Source organism: Halorubrum sp. SS7, assembly GCF_005435055.1.
Lineage (GTDB): Archaea > Halobacteriota > Halobacteria > Halobacteriales > Haloferacaceae > Halorubrum > Halorubrum salinarum.
In genome coordinates this window covers 315574-329759 of sequence record NZ_SGXV01000003.1, presented here as the reverse complement: position 1 = coordinate 329759, position 14186 = coordinate 315574, and the positions used below count along the sequence as shown (strand labels likewise).

18 protein-coding genes are annotated in these 14186 nt (G+C 71.5%); 11 read left to right on the top strand and 7 right to left on the bottom strand.

What is annotated here, in order from left to right; all coding sequences use genetic code 11:
• On the top strand, positions 1 to 504 hold a 504-nt coding region (locus EXE44_RS06055; RefSeq protein WP_137716382.1), incomplete at its 5' end, for a CDP-alcohol phosphatidyltransferase family protein.
• 78 nt (positions 505 to 582) lie between these two features.
• Here EXE44_RS06055 and EXE44_RS06050 read toward each other — a convergent pair.
• Positions 583 to 963, bottom strand: a complete 381-nt coding sequence (locus tag EXE44_RS06050) for a hypothetical protein (RefSeq protein ID WP_137716381.1) — start codon at positions 961 to 963, stop codon at positions 583 to 585.
• 175 nt (positions 964 to 1138) lie between these two features.
• Here EXE44_RS06050 and EXE44_RS06045 point away from each other — a divergent pair, with 175 nt between their 5' ends.
• From EXE44_RS06045 to EXE44_RS06030, 4 genes are read left to right on the top strand one after another with little or no spacing between them, the layout of a single operon-like run.
• Entirely contained in the window at positions 1139 to 2197 is a 1059-nt protein-coding gene (locus EXE44_RS06045; RefSeq protein ID WP_137716380.1) for a zinc-binding alcohol dehydrogenase, read from the top strand.
• On the top strand, positions 2185 to 2556 hold the full coding sequence (locus EXE44_RS06040) for a 6-carboxytetrahydropterin synthase (RefSeq protein WP_053771251.1): 372 nt from the start codon (positions 2185 to 2187) through the stop codon (positions 2554 to 2556). The genes EXE44_RS06045 and EXE44_RS06040 overlap by 13 nt, the downstream gene beginning before the upstream one ends.
• A 7-nt stretch (positions 2557 to 2563) precedes the next feature.
• A complete protein-coding gene (locus EXE44_RS06035) occupies positions 2564 to 3712 on the top strand; it encodes a glycosyltransferase family 4 protein (RefSeq protein WP_137716379.1) in 1149 nt (382 codons plus the stop codon).
• Positions 3709 to 4482, top strand: a complete 774-nt coding sequence (locus EXE44_RS06030; protein WP_137716378.1) for a class I SAM-dependent methyltransferase — start codon at positions 3709 to 3711, stop codon at positions 4480 to 4482. The genes EXE44_RS06035 and EXE44_RS06030 overlap by 4 nt, the downstream gene beginning before the upstream one ends.
• Before the next feature lie 19 nt (positions 4483 to 4501).
• Here EXE44_RS06030 and EXE44_RS06025 read toward each other — a convergent pair whose 3' ends face one another.
• A complete protein-coding gene (locus EXE44_RS06025; protein ID WP_137716377.1) occupies positions 4502 to 4687 on the bottom strand; it encodes a hypothetical protein in 186 nt (61 codons plus the stop codon).
• Positions 4688 to 4768: 81 nt separating this feature from the next.
• The gene (locus tag EXE44_RS06020) at positions 4769 to 5746 is read right to left on the bottom strand and encodes a formyltransferase family protein (RefSeq protein ID WP_121562395.1); all 978 of its coding nucleotides are present in this window, start codon (positions 5744 to 5746) and stop codon (positions 4769 to 4771) included.
• A 180-nt stretch (positions 5747 to 5926) separates the two neighbouring features.
• Between EXE44_RS06020 and purS the strand changes: the two genes are divergently transcribed.
• Both purS and purQ read left to right on the top strand, forming a co-directional pair.
• Positions 5927 to 6178, top strand: a complete 252-nt coding sequence (gene purS, locus EXE44_RS06015) for a phosphoribosylformylglycinamidine synthase subunit PurS (protein WP_121562396.1) — start codon at positions 5927 to 5929, stop codon at positions 6176 to 6178.
• Between the two features lie 88 nt (positions 6179 to 6266).
• Entirely contained in the window at positions 6267 to 6944 is a 678-nt protein-coding gene (gene purQ, locus EXE44_RS06010) for a phosphoribosylformylglycinamidine synthase I (RefSeq protein ID WP_137716376.1), read from the top strand.
• 32 nt (positions 6945 to 6976) lie between these two features.
• Here purQ and EXE44_RS06005 read toward each other — a convergent pair whose 3' ends face one another.
• Entirely contained in the window at positions 6977 to 7342 is a 366-nt protein-coding gene (locus tag EXE44_RS06005) for an SHOCT domain-containing protein (protein WP_241991798.1), read from the bottom strand.
• Between the two features lie 175 nt (positions 7343 to 7517).
• Here EXE44_RS06005 and EXE44_RS06000 point away from each other — a divergent pair, with 175 nt between their 5' ends.
• The 3 genes from EXE44_RS06000 (at position 7518) to ilvD (ending at position 11226) form a co-directional block, all read left to right on the top strand.
• Positions 7518 to 8819 carry a hypothetical protein gene (locus EXE44_RS06000; protein WP_137716375.1) on the top strand — a complete coding sequence of 434 codons (1302 nt, stop codon included), beginning with the start codon at positions 7518 to 7520 and terminating at the stop codon, positions 8817 to 8819.
• A gap of 118 nt (positions 8820 to 8937) precedes the next feature.
• The gene (locus EXE44_RS05995; RefSeq protein WP_137716374.1) at positions 8938 to 9330 is read left to right on the top strand and encodes a VOC family protein; all 393 of its coding nucleotides are present in this window, start codon (positions 8938 to 8940) and stop codon (positions 9328 to 9330) included.
• A gap of 108 nt (positions 9331 to 9438) precedes the next feature.
• Positions 9439 to 11226 (top strand): dihydroxy-acid dehydratase, encoded by a 1788-nt coding sequence (gene ilvD, locus EXE44_RS05990; protein ID WP_137716373.1) that lies wholly within the window; start codon positions 9439 to 9441, stop codon positions 11224 to 11226.
• A gap of 36 nt (positions 11227 to 11262) precedes the next feature.
• On the opposite strand, the gene EXE44_RS05985 is transcribed toward ilvD, so the two are convergent.
• The 3 genes from EXE44_RS05985 to EXE44_RS05975 form a co-directional block, all read right to left on the bottom strand.
• Positions 11263 to 11691 (bottom strand): universal stress protein, encoded by a 429-nt coding sequence (locus tag EXE44_RS05985; protein WP_053771260.1) that lies wholly within the window; start codon positions 11689 to 11691, stop codon positions 11263 to 11265.
• A 51-nt stretch (positions 11692 to 11742) separates the two neighbouring features.
• Positions 11743 to 12921 (bottom strand): inorganic phosphate transporter, encoded by a 1179-nt coding sequence (locus EXE44_RS05980; protein WP_137716372.1) that lies wholly within the window; start codon positions 12919 to 12921, stop codon positions 11743 to 11745.
• A gap of 173 nt (positions 12922 to 13094) precedes the next feature.
• The gene (locus EXE44_RS05975) at positions 13095 to 13346 is read right to left on the bottom strand and encodes a hypothetical protein (RefSeq protein WP_053771262.1); all 252 of its coding nucleotides are present in this window, start codon (positions 13344 to 13346) and stop codon (positions 13095 to 13097) included.
• Between the two features lie 267 nt (positions 13347 to 13613).
• On the opposite strand from EXE44_RS05975, the gene EXE44_RS05970 reads away from it, so the two are divergent.
• Positions 13614 to 14165, top strand: coding sequence for an NYN domain-containing protein (locus EXE44_RS05970; protein WP_137716371.1), 552 nt, complete (start codon positions 13614 to 13616; stop codon positions 14163 to 14165).
• Positions 14166 to 14186 lie beyond the last annotated feature (21 nt).

Here is a 14186-nt window from a genome sequence, read left to right as displayed (position 1 = left end):
GTCGCGCCGACGCCGGACCCGCGGCTCCCCGCGGCCCTCTTCGTCGGCGCGGTGGGCCTCGACGCGGTCGACGGCGCGGTCGCCCGCCGCACCCGCGAGACGGTTCTCGGCGCGCGCCTCGACGGGGCCACCGACGCGCTGGCCGTCCTCGTCGGCGCCGCGGTCGCCGTCGCGCTCGGCGCGCTCCCCCCGTGGTACCTCCTCGCCGGCGGGGTCTGGTACGCTTACGCCGGGTCGCTGTGGCGGCGACGACGCGCCGGGGCGTCGGTGTACGAGCTCCCGCCGAGCCGAGTCCGGCCGTTCGTGGGCACCGCGCAGTTCGCCGTCGTCGCGCTCGCGCTCCTCCCGAGCGTCGGCCGCGGGGGCGGAATGGCCCTCCTGACCGCGTTCGCGGCGGTCGCGCTGGCGGCGCTCCTGGCGAGCTTCGCCCGCGACTGGGCGGCCGCGACGGGGCGGCTCGGCCGCGACGACCCGCCGATCGCGGCCGGCCGAGACGGCGAGTGAGGCGGTGAGCGAGCGGTCCGAACCGGGCGGTGGCGGGATCGCGGCGTCGAGGAGGGGACGGCGAGCCGCGGCCGCGCGTTACGACTCCCTGGAGAGCAGGACCGCGAGGACGGCGATCAACGCGATCTGCGCGACCTTGTCGACGGCGCCGTACACCCCGACGTCGGCCGGGAACGAGTACGTCCCGGTGACGAAGTTGATCACGTACCACAGGACGATCTGACCGCCGGTGAACGGGATCCCGACGGCGTACATCATCCGGCGCCGGTATCCGGCGACTATCGCCGCCACGCCCGCGCCGAAGCCCAGGGTTGCGACGAAGAAGGAGATTCCCAGCGCGCCCCCGACCTGAACCCCGAGAACGGCGTGGACGATCCCGGACACGGTCGCGGCGAGGATCCCGATCCAGTGGAGCGGGGTCAGCGATTCGACGTCGGCGCCCGCGTCGGAGTGTGCCATGGATACGCTACGCACGGCCTCCGCTGGCTTATGCTTACTCCCCGGCGGGCGCGACCGCGACGGGCGGCGCCGCTCGGTCGGGCGGTCGTCGCCGGCGGGGCTTTATGTTGGATCGGCCCGTGCGATCGGTAATGTCGACTCCTCTCGGTCGTCGGCCGCGGACGGGTGAGTCCGCGTGAGCGACGGCGCCGCCCACCGCGCGGTGGAGTTCACCGGCCCGGAGCGCGTCGAGGTCGTCCCGGTCGACGACCCAGCCCCGGCCCCCGACGAGGTGGTCGTCTCCGCGTCCGTCTCGGCGGTGAGCGCGGGGTCCGAGCTGCTCGCGTACCGCGGGGAGCTCGACCCAGAGACCGTCGCGGACGAGGAGCTCTCCTCACTCGACGGCGACCTCTCGTACCCGCTCCGCTACGGCTACGCGGTCGTCGGGCGGGTGGCCGCGGTCGGCGAGGCGGTCGACCCGTCGTGGCGCGACCGGACCGTCTTCGCGTTCAACCCCCACGAGAGCCGGTTCGCCGTCTCCCCGGACGCGCTCTTCCCGGTCCCGGACGGGATCGACCCGGAGACCGCGACGCTGTTCGCGAACGCGGAGACGGCCGTCACGCTGACGCTCGACGCGGCCCCCCGGCTCGGCGAGCGCGTTGCGGTGTTCGGGCAGGGCGTCGTGGGGCTGCTCACGACCGCCCTCCTGGCGCGGAGCGGCGCGGAGACCGTGGTCGCGGTCGAACCGAAGGACGGGCGGCGCGAGCTCGCGGCCGAGTTCGGCGCCGACGCCGTCGTCGACCCGACCCGACACGACGGGCGCGCCGGCGTCGTCGACGCCGTCCGCGACCGCACCGGGGGGGTCGACCTCGCGGTCGAGGTCTCGGGGCGGCCCGAGACGCTGGAGACGGCCGTCGAGACGACGCGGTTCGACGGCCGCGTCCTCGTGGGGTCGTGGTACGGCACAAAGCGCGCCGACCTCGGCTTCGGCGACCACTTCCACCGCGGGCGGGTCACCGTCCGGAGCAGCCAAGTCACGACCATCGCGCCGGAGCTCCGGGGTCGCTGGGACCGGGAGCGCCGCCGCGAGACCGCCTGGCGCCAGCTCCGGCGGCTCCACGGCGAACTGGACGTCACCGAGCGGCTCGTCACGGACCGCGTCCCGGTCGACCGCGCGCCGAGCGCGTACCGACGCCTCGCCGACGAGGGCGAACCGACCCTTCAGCTCCTCTTCACCTACCCATGTACGAACTGACCGTCTCCGAGACGTTCGTCGCACAGCACTACCTCACCGTCCCGAACCCGCCGGCCGGCGAGGCGGAGCTCCACTCGCACACCTTCACCGCGGAGGCGACGTTCCGCGGCCCGGAGCTCGGCGAGTACGGCTACTTGCTTGACATCGACCTCGCGCTCGACGCCCTGGCCGACGCGGCCGACCGCTACCGGGACGAGACGCTCAACGAGCACTTGGAGGGAAACCCCAGCGCCGAGCGGCTGGCCCGGGCGCTGTTCGACGACCTCGCGGCGGTGGACGCCCCGGCCGCGACCCGGCTGACCGTGACCGTCCGCGAGGACGACGCCGCGAGCGTCTCCTACGCCGGCGAACTGCGGTGACGCCGCGATGCGCGTCGCCCTCGTGCTGGCCGGCGACATCGAGTCCGAGTCCGGCGGCTTCTACTACGACCGGCGGCTCCGCGACCGCCTCCGCGAGCGCGGCCACGGCGTCGAGGTGGTCTCGCTGCCCCGGGGATCCTACCGGGAACGCCTCGCGCCGAACCTCCGGGCGGGCCGGCTCGCCGACCGCCTCGACGAGTTCGACGTGGTCGTCGAGGACGGGCTGGCGCACCCGTCCGTGCTGTGCGCCAACCGGCGGCTCGACGCGCCGACCGTCGCGCTCGTCCACATGATCGCGTGGCGTGCGCGGGCGGCGCAGGGGACGCCGGACGGCGAACGGGGAGCCCTCGACCGCGCGCGCTCGGCGCTCGAGCGCCGCGGAGTGGCGGCCGTCGAGCGCCGGTTCCTCCGCGGCGTCGACGCCGCGGTGTACAACGCCGAGACGACCCGCCGGAACGCGGCCGTGCTCGGTGGCCCGGCCAGGAGCGCGGTCGCCCCGCCGGCCGGCGACCGGTTCGACCCGGTGACCTCCGCGTCAGAGATCCGCGAGCGCGCCCGGTCCGGCTCGCTGGAGGTGACCTTCCTCGGGAACGTCGTCCCGCGGAAGGGGCTCGACGCGCTCGTCGACGGCCTCGCCCGGCTGGACGGTCGCGACGTGGACTGGCGGCTGACGGTCGTCGGGGACCGGACGGTCGCGCCGGCCCACGCCGAGGCCGTCGCGGAGTCGGTCGCCGCGGCCGGGATCGGCGACCGCGTCCGCTTCGCCGGGCGCCTCGACGACGAGGCGGTCGCGGCGCGGCTCCGCGAGAGCCACGTCCTGGCGGTGCCGTCGAGATACGAGCCGTTCGGCATGGTGTACCTGGAGGCGATGGGGTTCGGCTGCGTGCCGCTGGCGACGACCGCGGGCGGTGCGAGCGAGTTCGTCCGGGACGGCGAGTCGGGCGTCCTCGTGCCCCCGGGCGACCCGCGCGCCGTCGCCGCGGCCCTCCGCGACCTCGACGACCGCGACCGGCTGGCGGCCATGGGGACCGCCGCGCGCCGCGACTACGAGGCGCGGCCGGGGTGGCCCGAGACGCTCGACCGCGTCGTCGACTTCCTGGAGGGCGAGGCCGGACGACGAACGGAGATTCCGGATCGCGGAGGTGACGCCGCGTGACCGACCACGCGACGTACCTCGACGCGAAGCGCGCGCTCGACGACCGCTCGCTGAACCGGGCGGTCCTCGACCGCTTCGCCGCCGAACTCCCGCCCGAGCCAGAGGTGCTCGAAGTCGGCGCGGGCACGGCGACGATGGTCGAGCGCCTCGTCGACTGGGGCGTGATCGACGCCGGCCGGTGGGTCGCGGTCGACGCCCACGAGGCGGCCCTGTCCGCGGGCGAAGCGCGGATCGGCGACGCGGTCGGGGACGTGGCCGTCGAGTTCCGCGTCGCGGACGCCTTCGACTTCGCGAGCGAGGCGGCGGCCGCCGGCGAGCGGTTCGACGCGGTCGTCGGCTGCGCGTTCTTCGACGTGGTCGACGCCGCCCCGGCGGTCGACGCCCTCGGCGAGGTCGCCCCCGTCGCGTACGCGCCGATCACCTACGACGGCGAGACGCGGTTCGCGCCCCCGGACCCGGACGACGAGGCCGTCCTCGACCGCTATCACCGCCACATGCGGGAGTTCCGCCCCGGTGGCCCCGACGGGGCGGCGGCGCTGGCCCGGGAGGCGACAGCGATCGCCGAGGGGCCCTCGCCGTGGGAGATCGAACCACCCTACGAGTCCGGCGAGCGGACGGTCCTCGCGCACCTGCTTGACACGGTCGAGACGGCCGTCGGCGAGACCGGCTACGACGCGAGCGACTGGGCGGCCAGGCGCCGCCGGGCGCTCGACGACGGGCGCCTGCGCTACGAGGCCGCGAACCGCGACCTGCTGGTGCGGTTGGAGTGAGCGGCTCGGCGGTCCCGGTTCACGGCCCGAACGGCTCCCCCGGAACCGGGTCCGGGAGCCCCTCCAAGACCAGGGTCGTGTAGTGGAGGAACACCGCCAGCGCGGCGAGCGAGAGGAGCAGTAGGAACAGCAGGATCAGCCGCTCGTCGCTGCGGACGACCGCGGCGGTGTCCGCGAGGAACGTCCGGGCGCGACGACCGGTCATCGTCCGTCGTTGCGCTCGCGCGCGGTTAAAAGTAGCCGCCGGAGTTCGGGGTCGGCCGGCGCGTGCGGTCCTATCGCGCCGTCAGTCGTCCGACGGCGACGGGCGGGTGCGGCCGAGCGGCTCGCCGTCGACGGGCTCGTCCGGGTTCGCGTCCACGGCGGCCTCCGAGAGGCCGAGCTGCGCGTCGACGTCCACGTCCTCGCGCACGTGGACGGTCCCGCGGTGGACCGCGATGGCGTCCGCGAGGTGGAGCCGGACCGCGTCGAGCAGGACCTCGGCCTCGAGGGGCTGTCCCCGGCGCTTGATCTCGTCGACGTCGGCGCCCGGGGGCACGTCGAAGGCGCGCTGGGCGATGACCGGCCCCTGGTCGAGGTCGGTCGTGACGTAGTGGGCGGTGACGCCCGCGACCCGGACGCCGGCGTCCTTGGCCTGCCGGTACGCCTCCGCGCCGGGGAACGCCGGCAGCAGCGAGGGATGGACGTTGACGATCCGCCCCTCGTACCGGAAGACGACCTCGGGCGAGAGGATGCGCATGTACCGCGCCAAGGCGATGAGGTCCACGTCGTACTCGGCCAGCAGGTCGAGCAGGCGCTCCTCGTCGGTGTTGCCGTTGCCGTCGCCCACGTCGTAGAACGGCTTGTCGTAGCGCTCCGCGAGCGACCGGAGGTCGCCGCGGTTGCCGATGACGACCGGGATCTCGGCCTCGCTGTCCTCGGCCAGCTCGCCGCGCGCCTCCGCCTCCAACAGCGCCTCGGGCGCGTGGGTCTCCTTCGTGACGAGCAGCGCGACGCGCCGCGCGTCGCGGTCGCTCGGGAACCGGACCTGGATGTCGACGTCGAGCTCGCGGCCGAGCTCGGCGAGCGCGCGGCGGAGCTCGCCGCGCGATGTCTCCATCTCCGAGGTGTCGACGCGGGTCGTCATCCGGAAGACGCCCTCGCGGACCGCCTGGTCGAGGTCCTCGATGTTGATCCCGCGCTCGAACAGCAGGGAGGTGACCCGCGCGATGAGTCCGGTCTTGTCTCCTCCGACGACCGTGATTTCGGTCAGTTCGCGGGTCATGCGACGATCACCTCCGCGGGTTCGAGCGGCTGCATACACCCTCCCCAACAGCCGGAGGGGTTTGCCCCTTTCGCTCGGTGCCGTCCCTGCCTCCCGCACGAACGACCGCAACATATCCACGAATATGCGTATAAACGTCGTTCCAAAACGGTTTTTACACACGACTCCGCACCAACGGGTATGACCGCGTACACGGCGACGGTGACGGTCCGACTGAAGCGGGGCGTCCTCGACCCGGAGGCCGAGACGACCCAGCAGGCCCTCGAACGGCTCGGGTTCGAGCTGTCCGACCTCCGCTCGGCGGACCGCTTCGAGGTCGACCTCGACGCCGCCGACGCCGACGAGGCGGCCGACCGCGCCGGCGAGATGGCCGAGCGGCTGCTCGCGAACCCCACGATCCACGACTACGACGTGGCGGTCGCGGAGCGATGACGGTCGCCGTCTCCGGGACGACGCCGACCGTCACCGGCGCGACCGCCGGCGATGCGAGCGTCGCGGCCGCCCACGCGGGGTGGGCGGCGTGACGGTCGCCGTCGTCCAGTTCGGCGGCTCGAACTGCGACCGCGACGCCGTCCGCGCGCTCGACCACCTCGGCGTCGACGCCGAGCGCGTCTGGTACGACGACGGCCTCCCCGCCGACCCCGACGGGGTCGTCCTCCCCGGCGGGTTCTCCTACGGCGATTACCTCCGCGCCGGCGCGATGGCCGCCCGCGACCCGATCATGGAGGAGGTCCGCGCCGCCGCCGACGCCGGCGTCCCCGTGATCGGCATCTGTAACGGTGCGCAGATCGGCTCGGAGTCGGGGCTGACGCCCGGCGCGTTCACCACGAACGCCTCCGCGCGGTTCCAGTGCGAGCCGGTCCACCTGCGCGTCGAGCGCGCCGATACCCCCTGGACCGCCGCCTACGAGGAGGGACAGGTCATCGAGGTCCCCATCGCGCACGGCGAGGGGCGCTTCGAGATAAGCGAGGCGGCCCACGCCGACCTCGTCGCCGAGGACCGCGTCCTCTTCCGCTACTGCGACGCCGACGGGAACGTCACGGACGCCGCCAATCCGAACGGCTCGACCGACAACGTCGCCGGCGTCCTCGGCGAGCGCGAGACGGTCGCCGTGCTGATGCCCCACCCCGAGCGCGCCACGCTCCCGGACCTCGGCCGCAGCACCGACGGCGCCGGAATCCTGCGCGCGTTCGCCTGACCGGCCGCGACGACCGACCTTCTTCCCCCGACTTACCGCGCCCGCGCCGCCTCCCCGCTCGATTCGGTCTCGTGCGTCGGGCTCGACCCGGTCCCACTGGTCACCTCCCGCTCCAGTTCGCGCTCCAGCGCCTGCTCGAATTCCGCTTCCGTGAGATCGCCCTCCGCGTACCGTCGCTGAAGGCGCTCGACCGGATCCTCGTCGGGCTCGTTCTGCGTCGAGCCGTCGTCGGTCTCGTTCGCGAGCGCCCTGATTCCGACGACGCCCACGGCGAGCAGCGCCGCGACGGTGAGCAACGCGAGAAGCGGGAAGAGTAACATCCAGCCGCCCATCCCGCCCGCCATCCCCGAACCGGCCATGCCGCTCATCTGCGGTGCGACGGTGCCGAGAGCAGTCATGTGTTGTTATCACATTTCTATGAATAAATAGCTCCCGAACGTTCGCGGGTCGCGGGACCGCGGTCCGCCCCCGCGGTCGCCAGTCGAGACAACCGTTTGTCATATCCGAAAATAATATGAGTATATTTCTATAATACATTCTGTGAGATACCAATGTGTTCTCGCGGTGGCCGCGGTGGTCGTCCTCGCGGGCTGTGGCGGACTGGCCGGTGGCGACGAGGCCCCCGGAGCAGGGATCGAGACCGAGGGCGCCGCGAACGCGAGCGGCGTCGACACCGAACCCGAGGAAACCTTCCAAATCGACTCGTTCAACCCCACGTACCTGCTAGACTACAACGAGTCGCAGGCCGGGACCGTGCGGATCACGAACGTCGGAAGCGACGTCGACACCGGCACGGTGACAGTCACGTTCCGCGGCCGCGAACTGCTAAACGAGTCCGTCTCGCTGGAGCCCAACGAGTCCGTCGAGCGGTCGTTTCGCTCGGAGCCTCTCAGGCTGCCAGAGGGGGAGCACGAACTCGAAGCACGGATCGGCGATGAGAACGTGACGCGGAGCTTCTCGGTCGACGAACACCCGAGTCCGTACGGGAAGACGAACGTGAGCCTCTACGTCAACGACACGCGGGTCGACAGGAACATCACCGAAATCGTCCGGAACAGCACGGCTTTCTGGGAACGGAACGCCGAGGACACCGCCGGGTATCCGATCGAATTCCGATTCGTCGACAACAGGTCGGCGGCCGATCAAGCCCTCGTGTACCGAGACGTAACCGAATGTGGCGATATTACGAATCAGTCGCTCAACGGCTGTGCGAATCTCGCCACTGGGTACCGGGGGACAGTGTGGGGGTCCGTCCAGTACAACCTCTCGAATCCCGAACTCGAGTACACGACGACGCACGAACTTGGGCACATGCTCGGGCTCGACCACGACGATCCCCCGGATTACGTCATGAACATCAGCCGGATATCGTGGACCCCGAACACGACGAGGGTCGCGTTCCGCGACGCGGACGGCGGCGACCTCGACGCGCAGACGAAGCAGGAGGCCGTCGAGGCGCTCGACGAATTGACGCGGCGGGACGTCGACGCGATGTACGGGTTCCGCTGGCGGGAGGTTTCGAGCCCCGAGGAGGCCCACATCGTCATCGCCGGTAACGACAGCGTGTGTTCCCCGGGTTTCGAGAGCGCTGCCATCAACAACAGTAGCGTGCGTCCTTCGGACGCCGGGGGCGCGTCCTGTGTCGGGGAACTCGATTACGAGAATCAACTGACGATCGCGCTCGACGACCTCGACGCCGAAGTGGTCAGCTGGCACGTCGCACACCAGCTGGTGCCACTGACGTACCACGAAGCCCCGCCGGACCTCAAATCCGATACGGACCGTCGCGAGCGCGAGGACTGGCCCGGAAGTGTGTCTGACGACGACGCGACCGATGCGCTCGTCGGGGTGGCTCCCCCTCCGGCCCGCGCTTAGGTCCCCCTCTGGTGACAACAGCCCGTGCGAGACGCACGCCGTCGCCTCGGGATCCCACTCTCCGACTCCGTAGCGTTCCGACCGAGCCGTTTTCCCTGCCGACGCCGACCGTGACACTATGCGAGCGCGACACATCGACCACGTCAACCTTCGAATTCCCGAAGACGGCGCCGACGAGGCCCGCGAGTTCTACGGCGAGCAGCTCGGATTCGGCATCGAGGACGCGCTGTACGCGGCCGACGAGAAGCCGTTCTTCGACGTGCGGCTCTCGGCGACCGCCGTGATCCACCTCTGGCCGACCGACGAGTTCGAGGCGCCGACGAAGACGAACTACGACCACGTCGCGGTCGTCGTCGAGGAGTCGGCCGACGAGATCGAACGCGAGCTGGCGGACGCCGGCGTCGAGGTCGAGAAGAGCCTCGACTCGCCGCTCGGCGCGACCGGTGAAGCGGGCGCGGTGTACGTCAGGGACCCGTTCGGCTACCGGGTGGAACTGAAGTCGCGGGTGTGATAGCCCGGCGACGACGACCGATCGACCCTCGCCCCGAACCCGTTCGCCCCGCCGAGCAACCCTCGCCCCGACGCGGTCGTTTAAGACCCCCGAGCGACAGGGTCGCGTATGAGCGAACAGCAGCCGAGGTCCGACGACGACGAGCGGCGTCGTCGCCGGGCGGACGCGGACCGATTCGCCGGGAAGAAGGACGGAGACCTGCGCAGCCGCGAGGTGACGGAGGGGCCGGACAAGGCACCGCACCGCGCGATGTTCCGCGCGATGGGCTTCGACGACGAGGACCTCTCGTCGCCCATCGTCGGCGTCCCGAACCCCGCGGCCGACATCACGCCGTGTAACGTCCACCTCGACGACGTGGCCGACGCCGCGCTCGACGGCATCGACGCCGCGGGCGGGATGCCGATCGAGTTCGGAACGATCACCATTAGCGACGCAATCTCGATGGGGACGGAAGGGATGAAGGCGAGCCTCATCTCGCGGGAGGTCATCGCCGACTCCGTCGAGCTGGTCTCCTTCGGCGAGCGCATGGACGCGCTCGTGACCGTCGCGGGCTGCGACAAGAACCTCCCCGGGATGATGATGGCCGCGATCCGGACGGACCTGCCGAGCGTCTTCCTCTACGGCGGCTCGATCATGCCCGGGCAGCACGACGGCCGCGACGTGACGATCGTCCAGGTGTTCGAGGGCGTCGGCACGTACGCGCAGGGCGACATGGACGCCGACGAGCTCGACGACCTGGAACGCCACGCCTGCCCCGGCGCGGGCTCCTGCGGCGGGATGTTCACAGCGAACACCATGGCGTCGCTCTCGGAGGCGCTCGGGCTGGCGCCGCTCGGGTCGGCCTCGCCGCCCGCCGAGGACGAGGCGCGCTACGCGGTCGCCGAGCGCGCCGGCGAGCTGGCGATGGACTGTATCGAGAACGACCGCCGGCCCTCCGACATCCTCTCGCGGGAGTCGTTCGAGAACGCGATCGCGGCCCAGACCGCGATGGGCGGCTCGACGAACGCCGTCCTCCACCTGCTCGCCTTGGCGGGCGAGGCCGACGTGGACCTCTCGATCGAGGACTTCGACGAGATATCGCGGCGCACGCCGAAGATCGCGGACCTCCAGCCCGGCGGGACGCGCGTGATGAACGACCTCCACGAGATCGGCGGCGTGCCGGTCGTGCTCCGCCGCCTGCTGGAGGCGGACCTGCTCCACGGCGACGCGATGACGGTGACGGGCAACACCCTCGCCGAGGAGATCGCGGCGCTGGAGGAGCGCGGCGAGCTCCCGGGCGAGTCGGACATCGAGGCCGACTTCCTCTACCCCGTCGACGATCCGAAGGAGGAGGAGGGCGCGATCAAGATCCTCGACGGCAACCTCGCGCCGGACGGCTCGGTGCTGAAGGTGACCGGCGACGACGAGTTCTACCACGAAGGGCCGGCCCGCGTGTTCGAGAACGAGGAGGACGCGATGGAGTACGTCCAGTCCGGCGGGATCGAGTCCGGCGACGTGATCGTCATCCGCAACGAGGGCCCCCGCGGCGGCCCCGGGATGCGCGAGATGCTCGGCGTCACCGCCGCGGTCGTCGGCGCGGGCCACGAGGACGACGTGGCGCTGCTCACCGACGGCCGCTTCTCGGGCGGCACCCGCGGCCCGATGATCGGCCACGTCGCGCCCGAGGCCGCCGTCGGCGGCCCGATCGGCCTGATCGAGGACGGCGACCACGTCACCGTCGACATCCCCGAGCGCGACCTCACCGTCGACCTCTCCGACGAGGAGCTGGAGGCGCGCCGCGAGGCGTGGGACGCGCCCGAGCCGCCCTACGAGGGCGGCATCCTCGCGAAGTACGGCCGCGACTTCGCCTCGGCCGCCGACGGCGCGGTGACGAACCCGCGGCTCACGCGGGACTGATCGCGCCGCCGCCCACCGACCGCGCCGGGCCCTCCGTCAGCGGACGAGCACCACGGGCACCGGGGCGCGCTTGGAGACGGTCTCGGCGACGTTACCGACGAGGAACCGGCGCGTCGCACGCCCGCGGTCCGCGCCGTGGGCCCCGATCACGACCGTGTCGTACCCCTCCGCCCGGTCGACGATGTTCCGCGCCGGGTGGCCGACGCCGACGACCGTGTCGACCTCGCGGCCGCGGTCGGTCGCCAGTGCGCGGGCGCGCTCGAAGACGCCCTCCGCGCGCTCCGCGGCCGCCGCCTCGAAGTCGTCCGCGAGCGCGAGCGACGCGGCCTCGCCCATCATCATCGACGGCGCGCCGACGACGTGGACCACGGTGACGTCGGCGTCCGGGAAGTTCTCCAAGGCGTATTCGAGGGCCCGCTCGGCGTGGTCCGAGTCGTCCATCGGCACGAGGATGCGGTCTATCATACCCGATCTACGCCGCGCACCCTCCTAACTGCTCCCGTCAGCGCGGCGTCGTCAGGCGACTCCCGGCAAGAGGACGAAGAACGCGTACGCCAGCGCGGTCGACACCGACGGGCCGATAATCCACATCGAGACGTACTTCAGGACCGCCCGGGGGTTGAACAGGTCGCCCGCGTTCAACACCACCGCCGGCTCCGCCTCCCCGATCGGCGACGACTGCCGTCCCTCGGTGTCGCCGACGGTGATCGCGCCGGTGACGATCTCGTTGTCGCCGGTGTCGCGCGTGACCGCCTGCCGGACCGTGACCGGGCGCGTCGCCCGCCCCCAGCCGATGCCGACGATCGTCATCACCGTGCCCATGACGAGGCTGATCGGGATGCCGATCCACGAGAGGACCGTCGTGATCGTCGAGGCCGTGGTCATCACGAACAGCGCGGCGAGGAGCGGGATGTCGCTGAGCTCGCCGCCGACCGACTCCATCGTGCGGCGGGCGATCGTGAACCCGCCGAGCCCGATCGCGAGCGTCGCGAGCAGGATCGCGGTATCGTCGGGGAGGCCGCCGACGCCGCTGACGAGCGGCGCGGCGGCGTTCGGGACGTTGCTCGCACCGGCGCTGAACGCCATGTAACAGCCGATGACCAGGACGACGACCGTGCTGATCAGCTCCGAGTACGTCGTGTTGGGTCCGAGCGCGACCGTCGGCACGGCCCCGTCGCGGTCGAGTCTGAGCAGCGGGCCGGGCGACTTCTCGACGCGGACGCGCCGGTTCACGGCCGGGTAGACGTACCGACCGATGACGACGCCGATCCAGAAGCCGATGATCGGCGTCACGATCCACCAGGAGACGATCCGGGTGATCGTGGCGTAGTTGAGCGTGTCAGTCGCCAGCCCGAGCCCGGCGATGGCGCCCACGGTCGTCATCGAGGTCGGCACCGGGACGCCGAAGACGTTCGCGATGAGGATCCCGAGCCCGATGAAAAACAGGACGGCGACGCCGGCCGACAGCGAGAGTTCGGTCGTGATGATCCCGCCGCTGAGCGTGTCCATCACGTTCCGTCCCACCGTCCACCCGCCGAGGAACACGAACACCGTCATCAGCGCGGCCGCGGTCGTCTTCTTCAGGATGCCGGCGCCCACCGGCGGCCCCCACGCGATGCCGGTCGAGGAGCCGCCGATGTTGAAGCCGACGAACACCGAGGCGACGATACCGACAGCGAGCAGCGTCTCGACCATCTCCTGCCCCTACCGGCATCGGTGGCAAATACCTGTCGTCATCGGGAAAGCGGACGGCCGTGAGGCGGACGGCGAACCGCGAAAGAGAGGGACGAAGCGGACCCGCGGGAACCGGACTGCGGAGTCGAGCGGCGCGCTCCCGACCGGTGACGGAGCGCGGAGTGCGGCGCCGCTTACCGGCGCTCTCCCCCGTCGGTCCGGGCCGTCGTGACCGACTCGGCGCACCAGACGTTGCTCCGGCGACCCGCGCGGGACAGCTCCATCCGCACGACGGACCCGACCGGGAGGTCCGCGACCCGTTCGCGGGCGTCCTCGTCGGCGTAGTCGACGATGTGGAACGTCTCGTTGCGGGGATGGGCACGTACCGTGGTACATTCGTGATCGTTCTGTGCGGAAATGACGGTGTACGCGTTCGATTGTGACATCTTATCCCGTTATTGCTGGACACCTTACTTCAAGCCTCCGTATATTCACTACGGACGTGAGGGAAGTCGTAATATCGATATAAGGTCTTGAATTTCGACGGCGTTCGCCGAAGAGTGTCGATAATTCGCGGACGATCATTCCGATCACTTGATCACGAGTGACTCGGGCGACGACGGACCGTCGCGGGGGACGACCGGCGACTGACGAGGGCGGACCGCGAGCGCGCGGATCACCATACCTATCTCCGGCGACGGCGAAGGCCACCCATGGACCGAGGCGAGGGCCCGGAAGCCGAGACGACCGCCGAGGGCGTCGCGAGCGCGGCCGCGGAGACGGATCCGGACGCCGGCGGCGTGGCGCTGTTCGTCGACGGCCCGAACGTGCTGCGCGAGGAGTTCGACGTGGACTTAGACGACGTGCGACAGGCCGGCGAGGTGGAGGGGCCGCTGGTGACGACCCGACTGTACCTCGACGAGCACGCGACGCCGGGGCTGATCCAGGCCGCGGAGGCCCGCGGCTTCGAGGTCATCGTCACGAGCGGCGACGTGGACGTGAAGCTCGCGGTTGACGCCGCGCGGTTCGCGGCCGAGGGCCGGATGGAGACGCTCGCGATCGCCTCCCGCGACACGGACTTCAAGCCGGTCGTCGAGATCGCGAACGGCTACGGGATCCGGACGCTCGCCATCGCGCCCGGGGAGTTCGGCCGGTCGGACGCCCTCCGCAACGCGGCGAACGGCTCCGTGACCCTCGACGGCGACGAGGTCGACGCGACCGAGGCCGCGGACGATACGGGGAGCGAACCGACCTGGCACCGGTAGCGCCCGGGACTGATCGACGCC

Excerpts from the sequence above, each read along its gene's own strand:
- purS (WP_121562396.1), top strand. The coding sequence starts at position 5,927 with ATGACCGCGTACACGGCGACGGTGACGGTCCGACTGAAGCGGGGCGTC.
- ilvD (WP_137716373.1), top strand. The coding sequence starts at position 9,439 with ATGAGCGAACAGCAGCCGAGGTCCGACGACGACGAGCGGCGTCGTCGC.
- EXE44_RS06050 (WP_137716381.1), bottom strand. The coding sequence starts at position 963 with ATGGCACACTCCGACGCGGGCGCCGACGTCGAATCGCTGACCCCGCTC.
- EXE44_RS05995 (WP_137716374.1), top strand. The coding sequence starts at position 8,938 with ATGCGAGCGCGACACATCGACCACGTCAACCTTCGAATTCCCGAAGAC.
- EXE44_RS06020 (WP_121562395.1), bottom strand. The coding sequence starts at position 5,746 with ATGACCCGCGAACTGACCGAAATCACGGTCGTCGGAGGAGACAAGACC.
- EXE44_RS05980 (WP_137716372.1), bottom strand. The coding sequence starts at position 12,921 with ATGGTCGAGACGCTGCTCGCTGTCGGTATCGTCGCCTCGGTGTTCGTC.
- EXE44_RS05970 (WP_137716371.1), top strand. The coding sequence starts at position 13,614 with ATGGACCGAGGCGAGGGCCCGGAAGCCGAGACGACCGCCGAGGGCGTC.
- EXE44_RS06035 (WP_137716379.1), top strand. The coding sequence starts at position 2,564 with ATGCGCGTCGCCCTCGTGCTGGCCGGCGACATCGAGTCCGAGTCCGGC.
- EXE44_RS05985 (WP_053771260.1), bottom strand. The coding sequence starts at position 11,691 with ATGATAGACCGCATCCTCGTGCCGATGGACGACTCGGACCACGCCGAG.
- EXE44_RS06040 (WP_053771251.1), top strand. The coding sequence starts at position 2,185 with ATGTACGAACTGACCGTCTCCGAGACGTTCGTCGCACAGCACTACCTC.
- EXE44_RS05975 (WP_053771262.1), bottom strand. The coding sequence starts at position 13,346 with ATGTCACAATCGAACGCGTACACCGTCATTTCCGCACAGAACGATCAC.
- EXE44_RS06005 (WP_241991798.1), bottom strand. The coding sequence starts at position 7,342 with ATGACTGCTCTCGGCACCGTCGCACCGCAGATGAGCGGCATGGCCGGT.
- EXE44_RS06025 (WP_137716377.1), bottom strand. The coding sequence starts at position 4,687 with ATGACCGGTCGTCGCGCCCGGACGTTCCTCGCGGACACCGCCGCGGTC.